The organism is Citrobacter sp. RHB36-C18, assembly GCF_013814485.1.
GTDB classification, from domain to species: Bacteria; Pseudomonadota; Gammaproteobacteria; order Enterobacterales; family Enterobacteriaceae; genus Citrobacter; species Citrobacter braakii.
This window is the reverse complement of the sequence record NZ_CP057125.1, coordinates 933,386-958,904: the sequence shown is the minus strand read 5'-3', so window position 1 is coordinate 958,904 and position 25,519 is coordinate 933,386. Positions and strand designations below refer to the sequence as shown.

Annotated in this window: 21 protein-coding genes; 6 read left to right on the top strand and 15 right to left on the bottom strand. The window is 52.3% G+C overall.

The window, feature by feature from the left end:
• Nucleotides 1–43: 43 nt before the first annotated feature.
• The 8 genes from HVZ52_RS04585 to syd all read right to left on the bottom strand — a co-directional run bounded on the left by HVZ52_RS04585 (nucleotide 44) and on the right by syd (nucleotide 8,447).
• Nucleotides 44–1,186 (bottom strand): glycerate kinase, encoded by a 1,143-nt coding sequence (locus HVZ52_RS04585; protein ID WP_016157351.1) that lies wholly within the window; start codon nucleotides 1,184–1,186, stop codon nucleotides 44–46.
• An 81-nt stretch (nucleotides 1,187–1,267) separates the two neighbouring features.
• Nucleotides 1,268–2,608, bottom strand: a complete 1,341-nt coding sequence (gudD, locus tag HVZ52_RS04580; protein WP_181598925.1) for a glucarate dehydratase — start codon at nucleotides 2,606–2,608, stop codon at nucleotides 1,268–1,270.
• 20 nt (nucleotides 2,609–2,628) lie between these two features.
• Nucleotides 2,629–3,969 (bottom strand): enolase C-terminal domain-like protein, encoded by a 1,341-nt coding sequence (locus HVZ52_RS04575; protein ID WP_181598924.1) that lies wholly within the window; start codon nucleotides 3,967–3,969, stop codon nucleotides 2,629–2,631.
• Between the two features lie 2 nt (nucleotides 3,970–3,971).
• Nucleotides 3,972–5,324 carry a galactarate/glucarate/glycerate transporter GudP gene (gene gudP / locus HVZ52_RS04570; protein WP_016154241.1) on the bottom strand — a complete coding sequence of 451 codons (1,353 nt, stop codon included), beginning with the start codon at nucleotides 5,322–5,324 and terminating at the stop codon, nucleotides 3,972–3,974.
• 365 nt (nucleotides 5,325–5,689) lie between these two features.
• Nucleotides 5,690–6,139, bottom strand: a complete 450-nt coding sequence (locus HVZ52_RS04565; protein ID WP_016154242.1) for a flavodoxin — start codon at nucleotides 6,137–6,139, stop codon at nucleotides 5,690–5,692.
• A gap of 19 nt (nucleotides 6,140–6,158) precedes the next feature.
• The gene (gene truC / locus HVZ52_RS04560) at nucleotides 6,159–6,941 is read right to left on the bottom strand and encodes a tRNA pseudouridine(65) synthase TruC (RefSeq protein WP_003825671.1); all 783 of its coding nucleotides are present in this window, start codon (nucleotides 6,939–6,941) and stop codon (nucleotides 6,159–6,161) included.
• Nucleotides 6,941–7,270, bottom strand: a complete 330-nt coding sequence (locus tag HVZ52_RS04555) for a YqcC family protein (RefSeq protein WP_016154244.1) — start codon at nucleotides 7,268–7,270, stop codon at nucleotides 6,941–6,943. Before HVZ52_RS04555 ends, truC begins: the two co-directional genes overlap by 1 nt.
• Nucleotides 7,271–7,901: 631 nt before the next feature.
• Nucleotides 7,902–8,447, bottom strand: coding sequence for a SecY-interacting protein (gene syd / locus HVZ52_RS04550; protein ID WP_016157357.1), 546 nt, complete (start codon nucleotides 8,445–8,447; stop codon nucleotides 7,902–7,904).
• A 68-nt stretch (nucleotides 8,448–8,515) separates the two neighbouring features.
• Between syd and queF the strand changes: the two genes are divergently transcribed.
• The 5 genes from queF to xni all read left to right on the top strand — a co-directional run bounded on the left by queF (nucleotide 8,516) and on the right by xni (nucleotide 15,008).
• A complete protein-coding gene (gene queF / locus HVZ52_RS04545) occupies nucleotides 8,516–9,364 on the top strand; it encodes an NADPH-dependent 7-cyano-7-deazaguanine reductase QueF (RefSeq protein ID WP_016154246.1) in 849 nt (282 codons plus the stop codon).
• A 113-nt stretch (nucleotides 9,365–9,477) separates the two neighbouring features.
• A complete protein-coding gene (gene ppnN / locus HVZ52_RS04540; RefSeq protein ID WP_003840366.1) occupies nucleotides 9,478–10,842 on the top strand; it encodes a nucleotide 5'-monophosphate nucleosidase PpnN in 1,365 nt (454 codons plus the stop codon).
• A gap of 562 nt (nucleotides 10,843–11,404) precedes the next feature.
• Nucleotides 11,405–12,694, top strand: a complete 1,290-nt coding sequence (locus HVZ52_RS04535) for an HAAAP family serine/threonine permease (protein ID WP_016154247.1) — start codon at nucleotides 11,405–11,407, stop codon at nucleotides 12,692–12,694.
• A gap of 53 nt (nucleotides 12,695–12,747) precedes the next feature.
• Nucleotides 12,748–14,115 (top strand): L-serine ammonia-lyase, encoded by a 1,368-nt coding sequence (locus HVZ52_RS04530; RefSeq protein WP_016154248.1) that lies wholly within the window; start codon nucleotides 12,748–12,750, stop codon nucleotides 14,113–14,115.
• 137 nt (nucleotides 14,116–14,252) lie between these two features.
• Nucleotides 14,253–15,008 (top strand): flap endonuclease Xni, encoded by a 756-nt coding sequence (gene xni, locus HVZ52_RS04525; RefSeq protein ID WP_181598923.1) that lies wholly within the window; start codon nucleotides 14,253–14,255, stop codon nucleotides 15,006–15,008.
• 91 nt (nucleotides 15,009–15,099) lie between these two features.
• Here xni and fucO read toward each other — a convergent pair whose 3' ends face one another.
• From fucO to HVZ52_RS04490, 7 genes are all read right to left on the bottom strand, one after another.
• A complete protein-coding gene (gene fucO / locus HVZ52_RS04520) occupies nucleotides 15,100–16,248 on the bottom strand; it encodes a lactaldehyde reductase (RefSeq protein WP_181598922.1) in 1,149 nt (382 codons plus the stop codon).
• Between the two features lie 27 nt (nucleotides 16,249–16,275).
• Complete coding sequence (gene fucA, locus HVZ52_RS04515) at nucleotides 16,276–16,923, bottom strand: L-fuculose-phosphate aldolase (protein ID WP_003034062.1); 648 nt, start codon at nucleotides 16,921–16,923, stop codon at nucleotides 16,276–16,278.
• Nucleotides 16,924–17,064: 141 nt separating this feature from the next.
• Nucleotides 17,065–18,063, bottom strand: a complete 999-nt coding sequence (locus HVZ52_RS04510) for a LacI family DNA-binding transcriptional regulator (protein WP_016154251.1) — start codon at nucleotides 18,061–18,063, stop codon at nucleotides 17,065–17,067.
• Between the two features lie 66 nt (nucleotides 18,064–18,129).
• A complete protein-coding gene (locus tag HVZ52_RS04505) occupies nucleotides 18,130–19,710 on the bottom strand; it encodes an FGGY-family carbohydrate kinase (protein ID WP_181598921.1) in 1,581 nt (526 codons plus the stop codon).
• Nucleotides 19,711–19,763: 53 nt separating this feature from the next.
• On the bottom strand, nucleotides 19,764–20,714 hold the full coding sequence (locus HVZ52_RS04500; RefSeq protein ID WP_016157361.1) for an ABC transporter substrate-binding protein: 951 nt from the start codon (nucleotides 20,712–20,714) through the stop codon (nucleotides 19,764–19,766).
• Between the two features lie 73 nt (nucleotides 20,715–20,787).
• On the bottom strand, nucleotides 20,788–21,771 hold the full coding sequence (locus HVZ52_RS04495; protein ID WP_181598920.1) for an ABC transporter permease: 984 nt from the start codon (nucleotides 21,769–21,771) through the stop codon (nucleotides 20,788–20,790).
• 3 nt (nucleotides 21,772–21,774) lie between these two features.
• The gene (locus HVZ52_RS04490; protein WP_046276142.1) at nucleotides 21,775–23,274 is read right to left on the bottom strand and encodes a sugar ABC transporter ATP-binding protein; all 1,500 of its coding nucleotides are present in this window, start codon (nucleotides 23,272–23,274) and stop codon (nucleotides 21,775–21,777) included.
• A 463-nt stretch (nucleotides 23,275–23,737) separates the two neighbouring features.
• Between HVZ52_RS04490 and fucI the strand changes: the two genes are divergently transcribed.
• The gene (fucI, locus tag HVZ52_RS04485) at nucleotides 23,738–25,513 is read left to right on the top strand and encodes an L-fucose isomerase (RefSeq protein WP_131346706.1); all 1,776 of its coding nucleotides are present in this window, start codon (nucleotides 23,738–23,740) and stop codon (nucleotides 25,511–25,513) included.
• Nucleotides 25,514–25,519 lie beyond the last annotated feature (6 nt).

Here is a 25,519-nt window from a genome sequence, read left to right as displayed (position 1 = left end):
TGACGACGCTCACGCGTCTTATCCGGCCTTCATGCCACATCATTCAACGTAATTGCTGACCCGCTTTCAGGGTCGCGGCCACATTTCGCGCCGTCATTCGCACGTTCTCACTCGCGTTCTTCAGCGCCTCATCCAGTGTGCAAACGGTATAGATAACGCTAAAAACCGCATCCAGCCCATGCTCATGTACAACACCGACATCAGCCGTCAGGCTGCCAGCAATGCCGATAACCGGTTTGTTGTAACGCTTTGCCACCTTCGCCACGCCAACCGGAACCTTACCGTGAATGGTCTGGCTGTCGATACGTCCTTCACCCGTGACCACTAAATCCGCATTCGCAACGCAGTCGTCGAGGTGTAACGCATCCGTCACGACCTCAATACCGCAGCGTAACTGCGCACCGCAAAACGCATACAGTGCCGCCCCCATACCACCAGCCGCGCCACCACCCGCCAGTTCCAGCACGTTGACGTCCAGATCGCGGGCAATGAGTTGCGCATAATGCGTGAGCGCCCGATCAAGACGAAGAATCATCTCCGGCGTCGCCCCCTTTTGCGGACCGAAGACCGCAGAGGCCCCCTCTTCACCGGTCAACGGATTAGTCACATCGCAGGCCACTTCAATACGGCACGCGGCAAGACGCGGGTCTAGCTGAGAAATATCAATCCGGGCGAGTGATTCAAGGCCAGTCCCGCCATGAGCAATATCGTTATTTTGCGCATCCAGTAATTTTGCTCCCAGCGCTTGCACCATCCCGGCACCGCCATCATTGGTGGCGCTGCCGCCAATGCCGATAATGATATGTTCAACGCCCGCGTCCAGCGCATGACGGATTAGCTCCCCGGTTCCCCAGGAGGTCGTTTTCAGCGGATCGCGTAAACCTGCGGGAACCTGCTCCAGTCCGCTGGCGGCCGCCATTTCGATAAACGCCGAACGCTCATCCCCGGATAAACCATAAAATGCCTGAATCGTTTTACCCAGAGGGCCGGTAACATCAACATGCACAAGGTGGCCTTGCGTTGCGGCAACCATCGCTTCGACCGTTCCCTCACCGCCATCCGCGACCGGGATCTTCACGTAATTCGCCTCAGGCCAGATCTCACGAAATCCCAGCTCAATAGCCGTTGCCACTTCAAGCGCACTCAAACTTTCCTTATAGGAATCCGGTGCGATTACTATTTTCATAAAGCATCCTTACGCATGTTGACTGTGTTAAGCATACACCAGGAGAAAAACCGCCCATTTGTGGGAGCGGTCCCAGCTCGCTTAGCGTACCATGCACGGACGCTTATTATCAAACGTCCAGTTCGGGATCAGATACTGCATTCCCATGGCATCATCGCGCGCTCCCAGTCCATGTTGCTGATACAGCTCGTGAGCTTTCATAACCTGATCCATATCCAGCTCCACGCCCATACCCGGCTTCGCCGGTACCTGCACCATGCCGCCTTTGATTTCAAACGGCTCTTTGGTCAGGCGTTGATTGCCTTCCTGCCAGATCCAGTGGGTATCGATAGCGGTAATTTTGCCCGGCGCCGCCGCCGCAACATGAGTAAACATCGCCAGCGAAATATCAAAGTGGTTGTTAGAGTGCGAGCCCCAGGTCAGCCCAAACTCATGACACATCTGCGCAACGCGGACAGAACCCTGCATAGTCCAGAAGTGCGGATCCGCCAGCGGGATATCCACGGACTGCAACGACAGCGTATGTCCCATCTGACGCCAGTCGGTGGCGATCATGTTGGTCGCGGTCGGCAAACCGGTAGCACGACGGAATTCCGCCATGACTTCACGGCCTGAGAACCCCTGCTCGGCGCCGCACGGATCTTCCGCATAAGCCAGCGATCCTTTCAGGTACTTACCAATTTTAATCGCTTCATTCAGCGACCAAGCGCCATTGGGATCGAGCGTGACGCGTGCCTGTGGAAAGCGTTTCGCCAGCGCCACAATAGATTCCGCTTCTTCTTCCCCGGCCAACACCCCGCCTTTCAGTTTGAAATCGTTGAAACCATATTTCTCATATGCCGCTTCCGCCAGGCGTACCACCGCATCCGGGGTCATCGCCTCTTCATGACGCAGGCGATACCAGTCGCATTTCTCATCCGGCTGGCTCTGATACGGCAGCGGCGTCGCGTTACGGTTACCGACGAAGAACAGATAACCCAGCATTTCAACTTCGCTACGCTGCTGACCGTCGCCCAGCAGAGATGCGACGTTAACGCCCAGATGCTGACCCAGCAGATCCAACATGGCCGCTTCGATCCCGGTAACCACATGAATAGTGGTACGTAAATCGAAGGTCTGCAAACCACGGCCACCGGCATCACGATCGGCAAAGGTATTGCGGACCGCATTCAGTACGTTTTTGTATTCACCTAACGTTTTGCCCACCACCAGCGGAATGGCATCTTCCAGGGTCTGACGAATTTTTTCGCCGCCGGGAATCTCACCCACGCCGGTATGACCGGAGTTATCTTTGATAATCACAATATTACGCGTGAAGAACGGGGCATGTGCGCCGCTCAGATTCATCAGCATGCTGTCATGGCCCGCAACCGGGATCACCTGCATCGCGGTTACGACTGGGGTAGTAAATTGTGCGCTCATAATTAAGTCCTTATTCAAAATTAGTGGCGGCCGAAAACGGGACGTTTACGGTCAAAAGTCCATCCAGGGATCAGATACTGCATCGGGCCTGCGTCATTACGCGCGCCGCCGGGCAGCGCCTTATAGGCTTCATGCGCTTTCTGTACCTGATCCCAGTCCAGTTCCACGCCCAGGCCGGGCGCGTCGGGTACCGCAATTTTTCCGTGTTTAATCTCCAGCGGATTTTTGGTCAGGCGGCAATCGCCCTCCTGCCAGATCCAGTGGGTGTCGATCGCCGTTGGGTTGCCCGGCGCAGCGGCACCGACGTGGGTGAACATCGCCAGGGAAATATCAAAATGATTGTTAGAGTGGCAGCCCCAGGTCAGTCCCCAGTCATCGCATAGCTGTGCCACGCGCACCGCGCCGGAAAGGGTCCAGAAGTGCGGATCGGCCAGTGGAATATCTACCGAGTTGAGCATCACCGCATGGCCCATCTCACGCCAGTTGGTGGCTATCATATTCGTTGCTACCGGCAGACCGGTTGCACGGCGGAACTCGGCCATCACTTCGCGGCCAGAAAAACCCTGTTCTGCGCCGCACGGATCTTCGGCGTAGGTCAGAACATCGTTCAGCCCTTTACACAAGGAGATAGCTTCATCCAGCAGCCAGGCACCGTTAGGATCGACCGTAATACGCGCATCCGGGAAGCATTGTTTCAACGCGCGAGCGGTGTCGATTTCCTGGTCGCCAGGCAGCACACCGCCTTTGAGTTTGAAATCTTTAAAGCCGTAGCGATCCTGCGAAGCCTGAGCCAGACGCACCACCGCCTCACTGTTCATCGCCTGCTGGTGACGCAGGTGATACCACTCATGGTTACCCGGCGTGCTGTTCAGATACGGCAGATCGGTTTTGCTGCGATCTCCCACGTAGAACAGATAGCCGAGCACGGTGACCGCATCGCGCTGCTTGCCTGGCCCTAACAGTTCGCAGACCGGCACGTTCAGCGCCTTGCCCAGCAGGTCGAGCAGTGCGGCTTCCAGCGCGGCCACCGCATTAACCCGCAGTTCAAAGGTCCAGGCACCTTTACCAAAGGTGTCAAAATCAGCGGCCTGGTTGCCTTTATGCACCTGCTGAACCACTTTATTCAGGCGCGCGACTTCCTGGCCCAACACTTGTGGAATCGCGTCCACCAGCGTCTGATAAATCACTTCACCGCCCGGCGCTTCACCGACGCCGGTATTTCCGGCGTTATCGGTGAGCACGACGATATTGCGGGTAAAGTATGCGTTATGCGCCCCGCCAATATTGAGCAGCATGCTGTCATGACCGGCCACCGGGATGACCTTCATATCGGTAATAATGGGACTCGATTGTGTTGTCATCATCATTGCCCTGCGACAGGTTTCAGTTCGATACGTTTAATATCACCCACCAGCACCAGATAGCTCACTACAGCAATCAGCGCATGCACCCCGACGTAAATCAACGCACCGTTAAACGAGCCAGTGGTACCTACGATGTAGCCGATAGCAATTGGCGTGACGATACCGGAGATGTTGCCAAACATATTGAACAGACCGCCGCTCAAACCGCTGATCTCTTTTGGCGCAGTATCGGCCATCACCGCCCATCCCAACGCACCGATACCTTTGCCGAAGAAGGCCAGCGCCATAAAGCCGATGATCATCCACTCTACGTTGACGTAGTTACAGAACACCATCACCATCGACAACAGCATACCCAGTACGATTGGCGTTTTACGGGCGATATTCAGCGAACCGGTACGGCGCATCAGCCAGTCGGAAATAATGCCGCCAAGCACGCCGCCTGCAAATCCGCAAATGGCCGGGACCGAGGCAACAAAACCGGCTTTCAAAATCGACATACCGCGTGCCTGTACCAGATAAACCGGGAACCAGGTGATAAAGAAGTAGGTCAGCGCGTTTATGCAGTATTGGCCGATATAAATACCGATCATCATCCGTGAGCCCAGCAGTTGCTTGATCTGCCCCCACTTCACGCTGAACGGCACTTTGGCTTTGGCTGCCGCCTGATCCATATTGATCAGCGCTCCGCCTTCGGCAATGTAGTCCAGCTCTTTTTGGTTTACGCCCGGATGCTGGTTCGGTTCATGAATCACCTTCAGCCAGATAAAACTGATAACAATCCCGAGACCGCCCATAAAGAAGAACACATGCGACCAGCCCACTTCGTGGGTCAACCAGCCCATGATTGGCGCGAAGATAACGGTGGCAAAGTACTGCGCCGAGTTAAAAATAGCGACCGCCGTGCCCCTTTCCTGCGCCGGGAACCACGCCGCCACAATACGACTGTTGCCAGGGAAGGATGGCGCTTCGGCTAACCCCACGAGGAAGCGCAGGGTAAACAGCGCAACGATAATGCCGAAGCCGCTGAAGATATCGACGAAGCCCTGTAGCAGGGTAAACATGGACCAGATAAAAATGGACCAGAAGTAAACACGTTTTGAACCGAAGCGGTCGAGCAGCCAGCCGCCGGGGATCTGACCGATAACATAGGCCCATGAAAAAGCGGAGAATACATACCCCATCCCTACCGCATCCAGACCAATATCTTTGGCCATCTCCGAGCCGGCGATGGATAAGGTGGCGCGATCGCCGTAGTTGAAGGATGTGACGATAAACAGCATCACCACTATCCAGTAGCGAGCGTTAGTGCGTTTTTCCGCGCTGCTCGCCGCCTGACTTAATGAACTCATTGTTGCACTCCTGAATCTTGGCTTTCGCCAGTTCATTCTGTACAGCACCTGTAGGGTGATCAGAATGAGAGGTTAGTGTGTGGCAGTTTTGGTACAGCTCAGGGCCGTTTTATTCTGACTAGCTGCCTTTTCGGGAACTGACGGGAAAAGTATATGAAGGAGTGCCTCTTACCCTCACCGTGCAAAAACACAACATTGCGGGAGGTGAATGAGGTTGTTTATGGCATAAGCCTAAGGGAATGGAAGATGCTTCACGAAATTGGCGTTTGGTGGGTGATTTGTTGCCGGGTAGCAATGCCTTACCCGGCCTACGATCCAAAAGAGAGTAACAGGCCCGTGCAAGCAAAGTGCTGCCGGGCGAAAGGTTATTTAAGCAAGGTTCCCCAGTTTTCTACCCAGGGATTGGATTCGCTTTCCGGTTCAGGATGCTCGCTGGCGTCAATCAGCAGCATTTCCCCTACACGTTGGGCGCTTTGTTCCTGCAACAGTGCATCGAACTGCTTGCCGCCATTGCAGAAATTAACATAGCTACTGTCACCCAGCGCAATTACCCCGTAATGCAGATTTGGCTGGAAACCGAGATTATCTTTGATCCCCTGAAACAGCGGCACGATGCTATCCGGCAGATCGCCCTGTCCGGTCGTTGAGGTCACCACCAGCACATATTTTTCCTGATATGCCTGCCAGTCGCTGAGCTCGGGATCTTCGAACACCGTGGCTTTATGACCCTGCGCCGTCAAAATAGCTTCGGCCTCTTCGGCAACCAGCAACGCGTTTCCGTACATCGTGCCGACAAAAATTCCAATTTCCGCCATAACCGTAATCTCCTGGGACTTAAGAATCTATCTGCTCATCCTGACCTGACAGCCCGCTGAACTCAACCCTTTCATTCTCAGGGAGAAGTCCACGCCAGCCAAACTGTGATAGCGCCTGCATCCAGACATCATCCAGCCCGGCGCGAATAACCAGCGGTTCGCCGGTGAAAGGATGAGTCAGCGCAAGCTGGCTGGCATGAAGCATCAAACGCTGACAGCCAAAGTGCTCAGCGGCGCTGCGGTTTTGCCGCAAATCACCGTGCTTACTGTCGCCGATAATCGGATGGCGTAAGTGCGCCAGATGGCGTCTGAGCTGGTGTTTTCGACCGGTTTTAGGATCCAGTTCCACCAATCCGTAACGGGTCGTCGGATAACGTCCGGTCGCTACCGGCATCTCAACCGTCGCCAAACCGCGATAATGGGTGACGGCAGGCTGCGGGCCTTTATCATCACGGGCAAATTTATCGGCGATCTTATCCAGTTCTTCGACCAGCGGGTAATCCAGCACGGCATCATCCATCAGCCAGCCACGCACAATCGCATGATAGCGTTTCTGAATTTGATGATGTTCAAATTGCTGTGACAGCAGCCGCCCGGCTTCGCTGGACAGCCCCATCAGCAGTACCCCGGAAGTCGGTCTGTCGAGTCGGTGGGCGGTAAAAACGTGCTGACCAATCTGGTCGCGTACCGTTTGCATCACCACCACTTTCTCATCCCGGTCGAGCCAACTGCGGTGAACCAACCAGCCCGAAGGTTTGTTAACTGCGACCAGCCATTCGTCCTGATACAGAATCTCCAGCATCAGGCGTTATCACTTGTAAACAGAGCATCCAATTCCTGCAATGCCGTCAGCAGAATTTCGCGTTGCGGGTGATCGGCTGCCAACGCCATTTCGTAATACGGTGCGACGGCAAAAGCCTGCGGAAGCGGCTGAGCGTTATCAATCAGCGTATGCATGCGGGGAATCAATACCCATTGCAGCCACTCAACCGGCTCCATGGTATCCATACAAAAAGGCTGCGTGCTGGTAAACAGATGCTCTGCAGGCTCATCCAACCGCCAGTGATTATGTTCACGCAGTAGCGCTTCAAGCGCGTGTAACTGCTGGCGCACACGGTCATGAGTCGTCATGAAATTAACCTCAATGATGAAAAATCTGGCGCGAAGAATAGCACTAGTGAAGGGAAATAAAAAAAGGGAGCACTGTAAAAACAGTGCTCCCGGTTCGTTTCGCAGCGTTCCAGCTACTTTTAGTGCTCCCTGCTCATCCGTGACAACTTTTCCTGTGGTCTTGCGACCTTGTTCATCCTGAACTCGTGCATCCTGCTCACATCACCCCGATGTGAAAACTTCATCCTGAAGTGTCCTGGCCATCCTGACCCGCCGAACATCCTGACCGGCTCTCATTCTCCATCCTGGAGGTGTCCCTTAACGCATCCAGCGCTTTCCGCTTCGCTTCATCCTGAAGCCTGTCCTTGTAACACCGTCCTGGTGTGTCCTGCCGAAGAGCCATCATCCTGATGTTCTCTTCGTTGTGCGACTCCTTGTCGACAGATATAGAATCGCCTGTTTCGCCTTGTCTTACAAGATGCTTACAGACACTCCCTTAAGATTATTTTCGTATGAAAGTTGACAATAAAACATTAACTTTATGAATAATAAGGAATAATTATTTTATCCGTTCATTAAGTCTTTACTTATTACCTGGCAATGTCCTACAGGGTTTGTAAGAGATCTCTCACAAGGTTCAGGGCAATCTGGATTACAGAACTGGCTTAAGCTGAGTGAGAAATTCCGCAAGTGAGTCTGCCAGCACCGTTCGTTTACGGGTTCCCAGCGTTTCTTTGCACACTTCACCGGAGAGATTGCACACCGAAATGACGTCAAGCTCATTGTCCTGGGTGGCAATAAAAAGCGTAGGCGACAGCTTGAGGCGCTTTTGCGTAACCAGGTGACCAATCAGGTTTTCCTGAACGCGCCTGAAGTCGTCTTCGCTCCAGGTTTGCAGCAGCGTTAGTTTTTCATCCGCAAACTGCGCGTGCATGTCCCCGGCAAACTGGGTGGTGTAAAAAGCGTGAACGGCTGGTTGTATCACGATATCAAAGGCGCGTTCAACCGCATTGAGGTTTTTTTCGCCGACAAAAGGCTGAGGTTGCCAGAATACCGCATCGTCTGTGGAAGAAATGATGCACGGAGAAGGTACGCCATACAGCTCTTCGCTGAGGGGCCAGCTGTTGTTTTTTTCGTACCATGCGTCGCAATAACGTGTCGTAAAGGCTGTCAACGCCTGCGCTGTCAATTCGTCCACTGATTTCTCTCTTCACAAAAGCCAGGATACACTTGTCGCATAGTGTATCTGGTTTATGACGGTGAAACATGTCCTCTTATGAAAATCATCAGGCGCTTGACGGCCTGACTCTTGGTAAATCAACAGATTACCGTGACAATTACGATGCCAGCCTGCTGCAGGGCGTTCCACGCAGCCTGAACCGCGACCCGCTGGATTTACAGGCCGATAATCTGCCTTTTCACGGTGCCGATATCTGGACGCTATATGAACTGTCTTGGCTGAATGCCAACGGTTTACCGCAGGTAGCGGTCGGTCATGTAGAACTGGATTACACCAGCGTAAATCTGATCGAATCGAAAAGCTTTAAGCTTTACCTGAACAGTTTTAACCAGACGCGTTTTGATTCCTGGGATGCGGTACGCCAGACGCTGGAAAACGATCTGCGCGCTTGTGCTCAGGGCGATGTCAGCGTAGCGCTGTACCGTCTTGACGAACTGGAAGGACAACCGATAGCCCACTTTAACGGCACCTGTATCGACAATCAGGATATCGTCATCGATAACTACCAGTTCAGCACAGAGTATCTGGAAAATGCCGTTGGCGGTGAAAAAGCGGTGGAAGAGACGCTGGTCAGCCATCTGCTGAAGTCTAACTGCTTGATCACCCACCAGCCGGACTGGGGCTCCATACAGATTCAGTATCGCGGACGGAAAATCGATCGCGAGAAGCTGCTGCGTTATCTGGTCTCCTTCCGTCACCATAATGAGTTTCACGAGCAGTGCGTGGAACGCATTTTCAATGACATTCTGCGCTTCTGCCAACCGGAGAAACTGAGCGTTTACGCGCGCTACACGCGACGTGGCGGCCTGGACATTAACCCATGGCGCACCAACACCGATTTCACCCCAGCAACGGGGCGCTTGGTACGTCAGTAATCTTTTTTCTCAATTTTGCGTGCCGGATTCCGCGCGCAAGGTTGTGAAAGGTCATAAGCCAGGGCTATTGTAATCAACAGGGAATGACGTGTTGCGTCCCATAAGGAGTTTACTTGATTACACATATTAGCCCGCTTGGCTCAATGGACATGTTGTCGCAGCTGGAAGTCGATATGCTTAAACGCACGGCCAGCAGCGACCTGTATCAACTGTTTCGTAACTGTTCGCTTGCCGTTCTGAACTCCGGCAGTTTGACCGACAACAGCAAAGAGCTGCTGTCACGCTTTGAAAGTTTCGACATTAACGTGCTGCGCCGCGAACGGGGCGTGAAGCTGGAACTGATCAACCCACCTGAAGATGCGTTTGTTGATGGACGCATTATTCGCGCACTGCAGGCCAACCTGTTTGCCGTGCTGCGCGACATTCTGTTCGTCAATGGCCAGATCCATAACGCCGGTCGCTTTCAGCATCTGGATCTTGAAAGCTCGGTGCATATTACCAACCTGGTATTCTCGATCCTGCGCAATGCCCGGGCGCTACACGTGGGTGAAGCGCCAAACATGGTCGTCTGCTGGGGGGGTCACTCAATCAACGAAAACGAGTACCTGTACGCCCGTCGCGTTGGTACCCAGTTGGGCCTGCGCGAACTGAACATCTGTACCGGCTGTGGTCCGGGGGCGATGGAAGCGCCAATGAAAGGCGCTGCGGTCGGTCACGCCCAGCAACGATACAAAGACAGCCGCTTTATCGGTATGACCGAACCGTCAATCATTGCCGCTGAGCCGCCTAACCCGCTGGTTAACGAACTGATCATCATGCCAGACATTGAAAAACGTCTGGAAGCGTTCGTGCGTATCGCCCACGGTATAATCATCTTCCCAGGCGGCGTAGGGACAGCAGAAGAACTGCTGTATCTGCTGGGGATCCTGATGAACCCGGCCAACAAAGATCAGGTTTTACCGCTGATCCTGACTGGACCAAAAGAGAGCGCCGATTACTTCCGCGTGCTGGACGAATTTATCGTGCACACACTGGGGGAAGATGCGCGTCGCCACTATCGCATTATCATAGACGATGCAGCAGAAGTGGCTCGTCTGATGAAAAAAGCGATGCCGCTGGTGAAAGAGAACCGCCGTGACACCGGTGATGCCTACAGCTTTAACTGGTCTATTCGTATTGCGCCTGATTTACAGATGCCATTCGAGCCGTCCCATGAAAACATGGCTAACCTGAAGCTGTACCCGGATCAACCCGTGGAAGTACTGGCGGCAGACCTGCGCCGTGCGTTCTCAGGGATTGTAGCCGGTAACGTGAAGGAAGTCGGGATCCGCGCCATCGAAGAGTTTGGCCCGTACAAAATCCACGGTGACCGCGAAATGATGCGCCGCATGGACGATCTCCTGCAGGGCTTTGTTGCACAGCATCGTATGAAGTTACCTGGCTCCGCGTATATCCCTTGCTACGAGATTTGCGCCTAACCTCCAACAGCCGCCAGCAGACGCTATCGCGGTGACAGTTTTGTCCATATCAAAGCCGGGTTTGGCGCATCAGCCTCCCGGCTTTTTTTAGTGATACCAGTCACATAGCTCAGACAATCATATAAATACCGATGATGTTTCATTAAAAATAGCGCGCTACGCAAACGATTACCTTTAAAACCCAACCGTGATTTATCTTAGGAAATTATTATTAGTCGCCAAAATCCTCTAAAAACAACAGTTTTTACAGCGTAACGCTCGTATCTTCGCGCCTTCGCTTTCATGATATATGTCGTTAATGTTAGCCTTCGCGCCCGTAAATTCGCTTTGACTATTTTTTAACAGATTAATGGTCCAAATTTATCCACATAAAAGGTGGATTATTGCATTTGGGATCGCGATCACTGATACATTCATTACTAAAATGTATCTTTCCGCCCGCAAATTATTACGGCGAAAAATTATATAAAAAATCGCTCAACGAATTTCGATTTACAGTCGGGTATTTTCTCATTGGATTGATCCCAAACCCGACTTTTTAAGCTTCCTCCAGGAGAAATAGATGGAAAACACTCAAACCAGCACTATCGTTACGGGCCAGACCCGCAGCGCATGGCGCAAGACAGATACCATGTGGATGCTGGGCCTTTACGGCACGGCGATTGGCGCGGGTGTATTGTTCCTGCCGATTAACGCAGGCGTAGGCGGTATGATTCCGCTGATCATCATGGCGATCCTTGCTTTCCCAATGACCTTCTTTGCACACCGCGGCCTGACTCGCTTCGTGCTGTCCGGTAAAAATCCGGGTGAAGACATTACTGAAGTTGTAGAAGAACACTTTGGTGTAGGCGCAGGTAAACTGATTACCCTGCTCTACTTCTTCGCTATCTACCCAATTCTGTTGGTCTACAGCGTAGCAATCACCAACACCGTCGAAAGCTTCCTGACCCACCAGTTGGCAATTACGCCGCCGCCGCGCGCAATCCTGTCTCTGATCCTGATTGTCGGCATGATGACCATCGTGCGTTTCGGTGAGCAGATGATCGTGAAGGCGATGAGCATCCTGGTATTCCCGTTTGTTGCCGCCCTGATGCTGCTGGCGCTGTACCTGATCCCTCAGTGGAGCGGTGCAGTTCTGGAAACCCTGTCCTTTGACTCTGCAGCAACCACCGGCAACGGACTGCTGTTGACCCTGTGGCTGGCAATTCCGGTAATGGTGTTCTCCTTCAACCACTCACCGATCATCTCCTCCTTCGCCGTGGCGAAGCGTGAAGAATACGGTGATGAAGCTGAGAAGAAATGCTCTAAGATTCTGGCATTCGCTCACATCATGATGGTGCTGACCGTTATGTTCTTCGTCTTCAGTTGCGTATTTAGCCTGACCCCAGCGGATCTGGCCGCAGCGAAAGAGCAGAACATCTCTATCCTGTCTTACCTGGCAAACCACTTTAACGCGCCGATCATTGCCTGGATGGCACCGATCATCGCGATTATCGCTATCACCAAATCCTTCCTCGGCCACTACCTGGGCGCACGTGAAGGTTTCAACGGTATGGTGATTAAGTCTCTGCGCGGCAAAGGCAAAACCATCGAAATCAACAAACTGAACAAAATCACTGCGCTGTTCATGCTGGTAACCACCTGGATTGTGGCGACGCTGAACCCAAGTATCCTCGGTATGATTGAAACCCTGGGTGGCCCAATCATCGCGATGATTCTGTTCCTGATGCCGATGTATGCAATTCAGAAAGTACCGGCAATGCGTAAATACAGCGGCCATATCAGCAACGTCTTCGTTGTGATTATGGGCCTGATCGCTATCTCCGCTATTTTCTACTCTCTGTTCAGTTAATTCCCCTGCGCCGCTCCTCGGGGCGGCGCACCTCGATACACAATGGACGCCTCATGATTAGCGTATTCGATATTTTCAAAATCGGCATTGGCCCTTCCAGCTCCCACACTGTTGGCCCGATGAAAGCAGGCAAACAATTCACGGATGACCTGATTGCACGCGGAATTCTCACTGACGTAACCCGCGTAGTGGTTGATGTCTATGGCTCTTTGTCTCTGACGGGGAAAGGTCACCATACCGACATCGCTATTATTATGGGCCTGGCGGGTAATCTGCCGGATACCGTAGACATTGATGCCATCCCGGCCTTTATCCAGGATGTGAATACTCATGGACGTTTGCTGCTGGCGGACGGTCAACATGAGGTCGAGTTCCCGGTCGACAAGTGCATGAATTTCCATGCGGACAATCTGTCTCTGCACGAAAACGGGATGCGTATTACCGCACTGGCGGGCGAAAAAGCCATTTATAGCCAGACTTACTATTCCATTGGCGGTGGGTTCATCGTTGATGAAGAACATTTTGGTTTACCGAACAACTCTCCGGTAAACGTGCCGTATCCGTATAAATCTGCGGCTGATTTGCAACGTCATTGCCAGGAAACCGGCCTGTCGCTTTCCGGTCTGATGATGCAAAACGAACTGGCGCTGCACAGCAAAGAAGAGCTGGAACAACACTTCGCCAACGTCTGGGACGTCATGCGCAGCGGGATTGAGCGCGGCATCACCACCGAAGGTGTATTGCCGGGCAAACTGCGCGTTCCACGTCGCGCGGCGGCGCTGCGCCGTATGCTGGTCAGCAGCGACAAAACCACCACTGATCCGATGGCGGTTGTTGACTGGATCAACATGTTCGCGCTGGCCGTGAACGAAGAAAACGCTGCCGGTGGACGCGTGGTTACGGCGCCAACTAATGGCGCATGCGGGATTGTTCCTGCCGTGCTGGCGTACTACGACAAGTTTATCCGCGAAGTGAACGCTAACTCGCTGGCACGCTACATGCTGGTCGCGAGCGCCATTGGTTCACTGTACAAGATGAACGCCTCCATCTCTGGCGCCGAAGTGGGCTGTCAGGGTGAAGTCGGCGTTGCCTGCTCCATGGCTGCGGCCGGTCTGGCTGAACTGCTGGGCGGTAGCCCAATGCAGGTGTGCATCGCGGCGGAAATCGGTATGGAACATAACCTGGGTCTGACCTGCGATCCGGTTGCCGGCCAGGTGCAGGTACCGTGCATTGAGCGTAACGCCATTGCTTCGGTTAAAGCAGTGAACGCCGCACGTATGGCGCTGCGCCGTACCAGCGAACCGCGCGTGTGCCTTGATAAAGTCATCGAGACCATGTACGAAACCGGTAAAGACATGAACGCCAAATACCGTGAAACATCTCGCGGCGGTCTGGCGATGAAGATTGTCACCTGCGATTAAGTCCCACCACGTTTCAGGATCTGTAGGCCGGATGAGGCGCTCGCCGCCATCCGGTCTACGGATAACGCTATTTCGCAACACTCGCCTCCCCTCGCCGTGAATGTTACCCTACAAACTTATTTGTTAGGGAGAACACCGTGGCCGTCCACCTGCTCATTGTCGATGCACTGAACCTTATCCGCCGCATTCACGCCGTACAGGGCTCACCCTGCGTAGAGACGTGCCAGCACGCGCTCGATCAGTTGATTGTGCACAGTCAGCCTACGCACGCCGTGGCGGTATTCGATGATGAAGCGCGCAACAGCGGCTGGCGTCACCAACGGTTGCCTGACTACAAAGCAGGTCGCCCCCCGATGCCTGATGAATTGCACCGGGAAATGCCCGCCTTACGCGCCGCTTTTGAACAGCGCGGCGTCTGCTGTTGGGTCTCCAGCGGGAATGAAGCCGATGATTTAGCCGCAACCCTAGCGGTTAAAGTGAGCCAGGCGGGACATCAGGCTACCATCGTCTCAACCGATAAAGGCTATTGTCAGTTGCTCTCCCCGACGCTGCGTATTCGTGACTACTTCCAGAAGCGCTGGCTGGATGCACCGTTTATTGAGAAAGAGTTTGGCGTGCTGCCGCAGCAGTTGCCTGATTACTGGGGACTGGCCGGGATCAGCAGTTCGAAAGTACCGGGGGTTGCAGGTATTGGTCCCAAAAGCGCCACGCAGTTGCTCGTACAGTTTCAACATCTGGAAGGCATTTACGCGCATCTTGATGAAGTACCGGACAAGTGGCGCAAAAAACTAGAGATGCACCAGGAGATGGCGTTTCTGTGTCGCGATATCGCACGACTGCAAACGGACTTACATATCGACGGAAACCTGCAGCAATTACGGTTGGTGCGATAGGTCTGTTGCCGAATGGCGCTGTGCTTATCTGGCCTACACGTCAAACACCCCGGTAGGCCGGATAAGGCTTTCACGCCGTCACGCTGAAAAATTACCAGGCGGTGTGGTACAGCTCAACGATATCCCCAAGATTCGCTTCACGCGGATTTCCCCCGGTACAAACATCGTCCAATGCCGCCTGTGCCAGCGCAGGAATATCCTCTTTACGTACGCCAACATCGCGTAAATGCAGTGGGATCCCTACATCGTGGTTAAGGGCGAAGACGGCATCCACTGCCGCTTTACGTGCCTCTGCCAGCGTCAGTTCTTCAACCTTAACTCCCATCACCCGGGCGATATCGCGGAATTTTTCCCCGGTGAATTCGGCGTTATAGCGCATCACGTGCGGCAGCAAAATGGCATTTGCTACGCCGTGCGGCGTGTTATAAAACGCGCCTAACGGGTGTGCCATTCCATGCACTAATCCCAGACCAACGTTGGAAAAGCCCATCCCGGCCACGTACTGGCCCAGCGCCATCGCTTCCCCGGCCTGGGTATCGCCCGCAACGGAACCACGTAATGCCCCGGCTATCATTTCAATGGCTTTAATGTGCAGCGCATCGGTAAGCGCCCATGCTGCCCGCGTAATGTACCCCTCAATAGCATGGGTCAGGGCATCCACTCCGGTGGCGGCTTTTAGCGCCGCTGGCATGCCGTCCATCATGTCTGCATCGATGAACGCTACCTGTGGGATGTCATGGGGGTCGACACAAACAAACTTACGCCGATTTTCTTCGTCAGTGATCACGTAGTTAATGGTCACTTCCGCTGCCGTTCCCGCGGTGGTGGGGATAGCCATAACCGGCACGCTCGGGTTGCGCGTTGGCGATAACCCTTCAAGGCTGCGTACATCCGCAAACTCAGGGTTATTATTGATAATGCCAATCGCTTTACAGGTATCCTGAGGGGAGCCTCCGCCGATGGCGATCAGATAGTCTGCGCCGCTTTGCTGAAAGACACCCAACCCTTCCTGCACCACCGCAATGGTTGGGTTAGGAATAACGCCTGAATAGATTTCCCATGCCAGACCAGCAGCATCCATTCGGGAAGTCACCTTATCGACAACGCCGCACTGCACCAGATTTTTATCAGTCACAATCAACGCTTTGCGATAACCACGACGGATGACTTCATCGGTTAATGCACCAACAGCTCCCCGGCCAAACCATGCCGTTTCGTTCAGAATCATTCTGTTCGCCATCGTATTTCTCCTTTTCGCTATGCGAAATTACTCTTCAATGCGTAATCCGTAAGATTTGAATTTCTCCAGCACAATGGCGATCTCCTCGTCATCCAGCACCGGCACCGGGTCAACAATCGCCAGCGTGCTCAGATAAAGGCGGGCCAGAACTTCCACTTCATGCGCCAACCACAGTGCTTTTTCCAAATTCGCTTCACAAGCAATCAACCCATGGTGCTGTAAAAGCGTTGCCTTACGGTTTTTCAGGGCGACGCTCACATGCTCTGACAGCTCTCGTGTACCAAACGTCGCATAAGGCGCACACGGAATAGAGTTCCCCCCAGCCGCCGCAATCATGTAGTGAATTGCCGGGATAGGGCGATTAAGAATAGAAACGGCCGTGCAATGTACGGCATGGTTATGGACAACCGCATTGGCATCGGGACGCGTCTGGTATGCCGCCAGGTGAAAACGCCATTCACTGGAGGGTAATTGTCCTTTATCATATTTCCCGTCGTTATCTACATACACGATCATATTTTCAGTAAGTCTTTCGTAAGGAATACCGCTGGGCGTGATCAGCATCCCATTTTCATAACGCGCACTCACATTTCCCGCCGTCCCCTGATTCAATCCAAGGCTGGTCATTTCAAGGCAGGTTTCAATGATTTCTCGCGACAAACGCATTCTTTCCATAATGATTCTCCGGGTACAGTTTCCCCTCGTCTTTATTGCGAAAAATGCAGCCGCAGAGTAAGACGGGTCAGGTTTCAGATACAGGCAGCCACTGAACGTATATATTCAGGTTCAGTAGGCCGATTTATTTATAGCGGCGTATTAAGGTTGTCTTACGCGCTTAATAAGTTTCATCTCAACTTTTACAGTTTCTTTAATTGGCTGGTCATCAATAGCACTCATCATCATATCGAACGCTTTTTCCGCCCAAACATTTTCATCCTGCTGCATTGACCAGACATTATTGGCGAGGAATCCCAGCATTGGGTGTTCATCGAATGTCCCAATATTAATTTCAGGTGGAATTGTGCCAAAACGATTACGAATAGCGTTAATGGCCCCCTCCAGTACGGGTAATGATGAGGCGATAAATGCCTGTGGGCAGCCCTGTTCGCCGATCAACTCATCCATCAGTCGATAACCCCCCTCGGGCGTGTTGTCCGGCCCTTCGCGCACCCAATCGCTATGCAAAATACCATTATTGTTCAATGCATTAAGATAACCTTGCAAACGGTCGCCGATGCTGGGTAATCCGGTATCTCCCACCAAAAACCAGATCGGCGACTTTCCAGCGTCAAACAAACTTTGCGTCAATTTTTCGCCGCCCAAAATGTTATGGCTTTCTACCAGAGCGTTATCGGTATACTTAAAATCACGGTCAAGTAACACCATCGGTTTTCTGACCTGACGTAAATGGTGCTGCTGATTCTCTAATGTTGAGGGAACAATAAAAAGGCCATCGACATTGCGAGCTATTAACGCTTTGGTCAGTTTATTTTCGTAATCAACATCGTCATAGGTACAGCTAATCGTTAGCTGATAACCGGAACGACGACAGCGTTGCTCAAGTTTTTCTGCGAGTGTGGCAAAAAACACGTTGGAAATATTGGGCACAATCAATCCCAACGTATCCGTTTTATTCAATTTCAGGCTGCGTGCTGAATGGTTAATGACGTAACCATAGCGCTCGACATATTCATTAATACGCGTTTGGGTTTTGACACTGATTCGATATTGCTCTGCTTTCCCGTTCAGCACCAGTCGTACGGTCGTAACCGATAAATTCAGATCGCTGGCTATCTGTTCTACTGTTTTAGCCATTTATATGCCCCAGTTCACATCCAAAAACGTCAATCTACAATCATAAAAGTATTTTAAACTTTTGTCTTACTGCATAAGTTGGTTAATCGCCTGCTGCTGATCCCACATCATCAGATAAGCCTGATATTTGCGGTCATAGAAGTTCCGCCGTGCCGGGTTAGCCTTAATCACCTCGCCAGATCGAACCATCGCCTGGCATGCAGATGGAATATTTTCCCACGCGCCGCAGGCAACCGCGCCGGTGATGGCCGCACCTAACGTCACTGCATCCTCTTCCTGCATCAGATGAATATCGCATCCGGTGGCATCGGCATATTCTCGCAACCACAGTGGGTTATGCGTTGCGCCGCCGCACAGCGTCAGTCGGGAAATGGTGTGACCGTTTTCACGCATCACTTCCATAATATGCCGCGTACCGCAGGCGATCGCCTGTAATGTCGCCAGGTACAGACGAGCAACCTGCATCTCGCCTCGCTCAAGAGTCAAACCGCAAACACTCCCCCGGGCATCGGGTCGCGCGCGCGGTGAACGATTACCGTGATGATCGGCCAGCACATGCAAATAACGACCTGGCTCTAACTCCAGCTCCTCAAGTGCGGCAACCCATTCATTAACTAAAACGATGGGATGGCAACCCCGCGCCTCAGCCTTGTGAAATAGTGCCGCGCTGGCTCCTGACTCCTGAAGTGTCCAGTCGACTAACGCCCCAGCGGCACTTTGCCCCCCTTCTGTCAGCCAGTAGCCTGGCAGCATGGCTGACCAGTACGGCCCCCATACACCAGGTGTATGAATCTCCTGCTCACTGCACAGCATATGGCAATTTGACGTTCCGCTGATCAACGCCAACGTCCCCTCAGGCTCAACACCGGCAAGCGCTACTCCGCCCGCATGGGCATCAATCATTCCGCTGGCGACGACCACTGCAGTCGTCAGCCCCAGCGCCTGGGCCGCATCGGCGCTAAGCGTTCCAACGGCAGCGCCTGGCGGCAGGATCCGCGACGGGATTTTTCCCAACAAATCCGTTAGCTCAACAGCGTCAAGCAGGGAGTGGCTAAAGCGTTGTTCATGTGCCAGATAGTTCCATTTACACGTCAGCGTGCACAGACCAGCAACATCACAGGCGGTAGCTTTAGAGACCAGAAAGTCCGCCAGATCGTAGAAGCGATGCGCACTCTGCCAGGTGGCTGGAAAATGGTTTTTCAGCCACAGCACTTTAGGAAGCTCCATTTCGACGCTGACTTCACCGCCAACGTAGCGCAGAGCCGGATCCTGCGTGGCGTTTATACGTTGCGTCTCCTGCGCCGCACGATGATCCATCCACATGATGATGTTATGGTCTGATGGTTCGCCTGGTGAAACCGCCAGGCCCCGCCCCTGCTCATCTAGTGCCACCAATGAACAGGTGGCATCAAATCCCAATGCGCGAATCTCCTCAATGCGAACCCCGGATGACGACACCGCCTCCTTCACTGCATGGCAAACCTGCTGCCAGATTTCTGCAGATGACTGCTCAACCCGCTCAGGACCGGGTCGAAACTGCGAGATGGCATATGTCGCAAAAGCCAGCCGTTTGCCACTGGCATCAAAGACACCAGCCCTGACGCTGGCGGAACCGACATCCACACCGAGGAAATATCCACTGCCCATAGTAACTCCCTGACGCTGGCGAATGATGGGACGAGCACTTCGCCCCAACGGTGTTATTTTTTACCGAATGGGTGTAACAGCTTGTCAATTTCCGGGGTGTCAATGTTCTTCGCATTAACGAATTTAACCGGAATATCAATTTCTTTCGGTACAGACTGACCCGATACCGCTGCATTTAGTGTCTTGATACCCTGGTAGCCAATCTGATAAGCGTCCTGCACGACAAAGCCCTGAATGACCCCAGACTTCAGGAAAGCAATGATTGCCTCGGTGCTATCAAAACCAATCACTTTCACTTTGCCTTTCAGGTTTTGACTATCAATGGCGTTTGCTACGCCCAACGTTGAGCCTTCATTGGTGCCATAAATCCCTGCAATATCAGGGTTGGCCTGGATCATATCGATGGTTTTATCCATCGCTTTTTGCGGATCGCCATCGCTGTACTGGACCGGGAGCACCTGGATTTCCGGGTATTTCTCCTTCATGCGGGCAATAAACCCTTCCGAACGCTCAATCGCTGAGGAGGTCCCCGCTACGTGCGCAATAATGCCCACTTTACCTTTGCTGCCCACTTCCGCTGCCAGTGCATCCGCCGCTTCAGCACCGGCTTTACGGTTATTCGTGGCGACAAAGCTCACTGGAATATCGGAATTCACGCCGGAGTCAAACGTCACAACTTTAATGCCGCGTGAATTTGCGGTCTCAACTAATGGCGCCAGCGCATTGGCATCTAACGCTGCCAGCAATAGCCCATTGGGTTTTTGCGCCATCGCGTTTTCAACTAGCTGAATCTGCTCGGCAATCTGAGTTTCATCCGCCGGGCCAACATAGCTGGTTTTATCACCCGACTCTTTTGCTGCCGCTTCCGTCCCCATTTTTACGGTTTGCCAGAATTCATGCTGGAAACCTTTACTGACCACCGGAAGGTTCATATCTTTAGCCAATACGCTGGATGTCATACAGGCCAGCAGGGATAACGCATAGACAAAATTCCTGGTTCTCATTGTTTTACTCCGTTCTGAGTGAGTCACCCTAAACGTCAGGGTTATGATGCCCCGTGACTTCCGGGAGCGTAAATCAACGAATTTTTTTGCGTAATGTATCGAGATAAACCGCAGCAATGACCACCACGCCCATGGCCACCATTTGCCAGAACTGGGAAACCCCCATCAGGTTCAGACCATTTTTCAACACGCTCATAATGAATGCGCCGATGATAGTCCCGCCGATGGTGCCAATTCCTCCCATCAGGCTCGTACCGCCAATAACAACCGCCGCGATGGCTTCCAGTTCATAACCCACGCCAACCGTTGGCTGACCAGAGTTCAGACGTGAGGCCAGAATAACCCCGGCGATCCCGGTCAGCAGACCGCAAAAGGCGTAGACGAAAATTTTGACGCGTTGAACTTTAATACCGGAAAGGTGTGCGGCCACCTCATTGCTACCCACAGCGTAAACATAGCGACCAATCACCGTTTTCTTCAGGATGTAGGCGGCGATTAGCGCCACCACCACCAGGTAAAAAACGGGATAAGGCAACACATCGAACAAACGTCCCTGGGCCAGCATTTTGAAGGTGGGGTAATCAGCGAAATAAATCGCACGACCATCTGTCATCACCATATTGATGCCTCTGACGGACATCATCAGGCCCAGCGTGGCGATAAAAGGTGGGATAGTCATTTTGGTGACCAGCAGACCATTGATATAGCCGCATAATCCACCGGCCAGCACCCCAGCCAGAATACATACGGGCAGAGGCAATCCCAGCGTGGCGCTGATGCCTACCGCAACACCCGAAAAGGCCACCACCGAGCCAAGAGAAAGGTCGATTCCTGACGTGATAATGACGAAGGTAACGCCAATCGCCATAATGCCAATCACTGAAGTTTGCAGAGCGATTGTCATGATGTTTTCAGTGTTAAAGAAAAATGGCGAACCAAAGCTAAAAAATATTACTAAAATAATCAGACTCAAAAGCGGCGCAAGGCGCATTAAAAGTTCTTTGTTAATTTTTATTTTCTTATTATTCCTGTCTGAAGAGGTTACAGAGATAGTCATAAATTAGTCCTCTAACGTCGCATATTGCATGATTTTTTCTTGTGTGGCGTCATCAGAAGCTAACTCCCCGGTAATACGTCCATTACGCATCACTAAAATGCGATCGCACATACCCAGCACTTCCGGTAATTCAGAGGAGATCATGATAATTGACTTCCCTTTGGCCACCAGTCGATTCATTAATTCATAAATCTCAAGTTTGGCACCCACATCAATACCGCGAGTGGGTTCATCAAAGATGAGAATATCGGTGTCTTTACACACCCATCTGGCAATAATAATTTTCTGCTGATTACCACCACTTAAATTCAGAGCAGCCTGTTCTAAATGTGGTGTTTTAATGCGTAGGGCTTTCACCTGTTCTTCGCTGGTTTTCTGACAACGTTTGCTGTCCACGTTGCCATAACGATCGGAATACTCAGGATAATTGCCCAACATAATATTGCGCTCAACGGACAGTCCTAATGCCAGCCCCTCTTTTTTCCTGTCCTCGGTTAAATAGCTGATACCCTGTTTGATAGCATCAGGAATATCTTTAATTACCGTCACGTTACCGTTCAGCTTGAGGGTTCCGCCATCAATGGGATCCGCACCAAAAATCGCCCGCGCCAGCTCAGTACGTCCTGCCCCCATCAGACCGGCGAAGCCCAAAATTTCGCCCTGATACAGAGTGAAATCAATATTGTTCAATACGCCATTGCGCGTCAGACCGCTTACTTCCAACACCGGCTTGCGTTGAGCCAAAGGTTCGCGGCGAGGATAGATATTGCCAAGATCGCGCCCAACCATCATGGCAATCAGATCGCTAATTTTAACCGCATCATAATCCACAGTGGCAATAAACTGACCATCCCGCATCACCGTCGCGCGATCGGCGATCAGCGCCAGTTCCTCTAATCTGTGCGAGATATAAACAATGCCCGTTCCCTGTTCTTTCAGCAAACGAGTTACCTGAAATAAGCTGTCAATTTCCGTTTCAGTCAGCGCTGCCGTCGGTTCATCCATAATAAGAATCTTGGCATTCACCGATATCGCTTTAGCAATCTCAACCATTTGTTGTTGCGCGACGGTCAGATCGGCCACCAGCGTTTCTGGAGAGATATTCAGGTTTAATTTTTGCAAAATATCGATAGCTGCCTGTCGCTGTTGTTTTTCATCCAGACGCCAGCGATTATTTTTGCAAAACTCCCTGCCAATAAATATATTTTCTTCCACCGTGAGTTCAGGGAAAAGGTTAAACTCCTGGTGAATGATGGTGATACCTGCGCTTTGTGCACTCAACGGATTCGCAAAAGTAACAGGTTGGCCCTCAAAAATAATATCCCCTTCATCAGGCTGATAAACACCGGATAAAATCTTCATCAACGTAGACTTTCCTGCGCCATTCTCACCCAGCAGCGCATGAACCTCTCCTTTGCGTAAAGCAAAATCCACATTACTCAACGCTAATACGCCGGGAAAACGTTTCGTAATATGACTCATCTGTAAAAATGTTTCAGACATTGCTGCTTTCCTCAATATACAGAAACTGCAATCAGTGAATCAGGCGCAAAACGTTGCCAGGAAGCCATCGTCACCGTTAATGCGAATACTACCTATAAGTTCATATGCGTTTTATCAATTATGCTAACTCGAGTTAGCGAAGTGCCTTTTAAAGCTATTTTAGCTACTCAAAATAGCCAAATCATTTGGTTTAAAACTGTGACGCTGAACAGACAATTTATTACAACCAATTAATTTAAAAAGGATTTATTGAAAATACCCGTCCTGGTTTATTTGACGCAGATCGAATTTTAACCACTTCTCGTGAAGCCTCTCACAGTTCCACAACAAAAAAGTTGTGCAAAAAACTCTCTAATACCTAAGCTAACTCGAGTTAGCAAAAATGGGTTATTCAGCCAACTGCGACGGTGGTGTTCAACATCCGCTTTTGCAGCACGGCATAAAGTGAGATGAGGAACCTCGAATGAACAAAAATAGCTTACCGAAAATTGGAATTCGTCCGGTGATTGATGGGCGCCGTATGGGTGTTCGTGAATCGCTCGAAGAGCAAACCATGAATATGGCTAAAGCCACTGCTGCGCTGATCACAGAGAAACTTCGTCACGCCTGTGGTGCACAAATTGAATGTGTGATTGCCGATACTTGCATTGCCGGGATGGCTGAATCTGCCGCCTGTGAAGAAAAATTCAGCAGCCTGAACGTAGGCGTGACGATTACTGTTACCCCATGCTGGTGCTACGGTAGCGAAACCATCGACATGGATCCGATGCGCCCGAAAGCTATCTGGGGCTTTAACGGAACAGAACGTCCCGGCGCAGTTTATCTGGCCGCAGCATTGGCTGCGCATAATCAAAAAGGACTTCCCGCCTTCTCTATTTACGGCCATGACGTACAGGATGCCGGTGACACCACGATCCCTGCCGATGTCGAAGAAAAATTGCTGCGCTTTACCCGCGCGGGCCTGGCGGTTGCCAGTATGAAAGGCAAAAGCTACCTGTCCGTAGGCGGCGTTTCAATGGGCATTGCCGGCTCGATTGTCGATCATAACTTCTTTGAATCCTGGCTGGGAATGAAGGTTCAACCCGTTGATATGACCGAACTGCGTCGTCGCATCGACCAAAAAATCTATGACGAAGCCGAGCTAGAAATGGCGCTGGCGTGGGCGGATAAAAACTTCCGCTACGGTGAAGATCAGAACGCACAACAATATAAGCGTAACGCAGAGCAGAGCCGTGCGGTGCTGAAAGAGAGCCTGCTGATGGCCATGTGCATTCGCGACATGATGCAGGGTAACCAGAAACTGGCAGACAAAGGTCGGGTTGAAGAGTCGCTGGGGTATAACGCGATTGCCGCAGGCTTCCAGGGCCAGCGTCACTGGACCGATCAATACCCGAATGGCGATACCGCCGAAGCACTGCTCAACAGCTCCTTTGACTGGAACGGCATTCGCGAACCGTTCGTTGTCGCCACCGAAAACGACAGCCTGAACGGGGTGGCGATGCTGTTTGGTCATCAACTCACCGGCACAGCGCAGGTCTTTGCCGATGTGCGCACCTACTGGTCGCCAGAGGCGGTTGAACGTGTCACGGGTAAACCGCTGACCGGCCTTGCTGAGCACGGTATTATTCACCTGATTAACTCCGGCTCGGCAGCGCTGGATGGCTCCTGCAAACAGCGTGACGGCGAAGGGAAACCGACCATGAAGCCGCACTGGGAAATCTCACAGAAAGAGGCGGATGATTGCCTGGCGGCTACCGAATGGTGTCCGGCTATTCACGAATACTTCCGCGGCGGCGGCTATTCTTCTCGCTTCCTGACCGAGGGCGGCGTGCCGTTCACCATGACCCGCATCAACATCATCAAAGGCCTAGGCCCGGTGCTGCAAATCGCGGAAGGCTGGAGCGTGGAATTGCCGAAAGAGATGCACGACCAGCTTGATGCGCGCACCAACTCCACCTGGCCAACCACCTGGTTTGCCCCGCGCTTAACCGGTAAAGGCCCGTTCAGCGATGTCTATTCCGTCATGGCTAACTGGGGCGCAAACCACGGCGTACTGACGATAGGTCACGTGGGCGCGGACTTTATTACGCTCGCCGCCATGCTGCGTATCCCGGTTTGTATGCACAACGTGGAAGACGAAAAAATTTACCGCCCTTCAGCCTGGGCAGCCCATGGTATGGATATGGAAGGCCAGGATTATCGCGCCTGCCAGAACTACGGCCCGCTGTATAAGCGTTAATGCGAC

What these genes read in the sequence shown, in the direction of transcription:
- truC (WP_003825671.1), bottom strand. Translation starts at nt 6,941, where the DNA reads ATGCTGGAGATTCTGTATCAGGACGAATGGCTGGTCGCAGTTAACAAA.
- HVZ52_RS04530 (WP_016154248.1), top strand. Translation starts at nt 12,748, where the DNA reads ATGATTAGCGTATTCGATATTTTCAAAATCGGCATTGGCCCTTCCAGC.
- HVZ52_RS04575 (WP_181598924.1), bottom strand. Translation starts at nt 3,969, where the DNA reads ATGACAACACAATCGAGTCCCATTATTACCGATATGAAGGTCATCCCG.
- HVZ52_RS04500 (WP_016157361.1), bottom strand. Translation starts at nt 20,714, where the DNA reads ATGAGAACCAGGAATTTTGTCTATGCGTTATCCCTGCTGGCCTGTATG.
- fucO (WP_181598922.1), bottom strand. Translation starts at nt 16,248, where the DNA reads ATGGCGAACAGAATGATTCTGAACGAAACGGCATGGTTTGGCCGGGGA.
- HVZ52_RS04495 (WP_181598920.1), bottom strand. Translation starts at nt 21,771, where the DNA reads ATGACTATCTCTGTAACCTCTTCAGACAGGAATAATAAGAAAATAAAA.
- HVZ52_RS04555 (WP_016154244.1), bottom strand. Translation starts at nt 7,270, where the DNA reads ATGACGACTCATGACCGTGTGCGCCAGCAGTTACACGCGCTTGAAGCG.
- gudP (WP_016154241.1), bottom strand. Translation starts at nt 5,324, where the DNA reads ATGAGTTCATTAAGTCAGGCGGCGAGCAGCGCGGAAAAACGCACTAAC.
- fucA (WP_003034062.1), bottom strand. Translation starts at nt 16,923, where the DNA reads ATGGAAAGAATGCGTTTGTCGCGAGAAATCATTGAAACCTGCCTTGAA.
- HVZ52_RS04490 (WP_046276142.1), bottom strand. Translation starts at nt 23,274, where the DNA reads ATGTCTGAAACATTTTTACAGATGAGTCATATTACGAAACGTTTTCCC.
- HVZ52_RS04585 (WP_016157351.1), bottom strand. Translation starts at nt 1,186, where the DNA reads ATGAAAATAGTAATCGCACCGGATTCCTATAAGGAAAGTTTGAGTGCG.
- fucI (WP_131346706.1), top strand. Translation starts at nt 23,738, where the DNA reads ATGAACAAAAATAGCTTACCGAAAATTGGAATTCGTCCGGTGATTGAT.
- HVZ52_RS04565 (WP_016154242.1), bottom strand. Translation starts at nt 6,139, where the DNA reads ATGGCGGAAATTGGAATTTTTGTCGGCACGATGTACGGAAACGCGTTG.
- HVZ52_RS04510 (WP_016154251.1), bottom strand. Translation starts at nt 18,063, where the DNA reads ATGGCTAAAACAGTAGAACAGATAGCCAGCGATCTGAATTTATCGGTT.
- queF (WP_016154246.1), top strand. Translation starts at nt 8,516, where the DNA reads ATGTCCTCTTATGAAAATCATCAGGCGCTTGACGGCCTGACTCTTGGT.
- gudD (WP_181598925.1), bottom strand. Translation starts at nt 2,608, where the DNA reads ATGAGCGCACAATTTACTACCCCAGTCGTAACCGCGATGCAGGTGATC.
- HVZ52_RS04535 (WP_016154247.1), top strand. Translation starts at nt 11,405, where the DNA reads ATGGAAAACACTCAAACCAGCACTATCGTTACGGGCCAGACCCGCAGC.
- HVZ52_RS04505 (WP_181598921.1), bottom strand. Translation starts at nt 19,710, where the DNA reads ATGGGCAGTGGATATTTCCTCGGTGTGGATGTCGGTTCCGCCAGCGTC.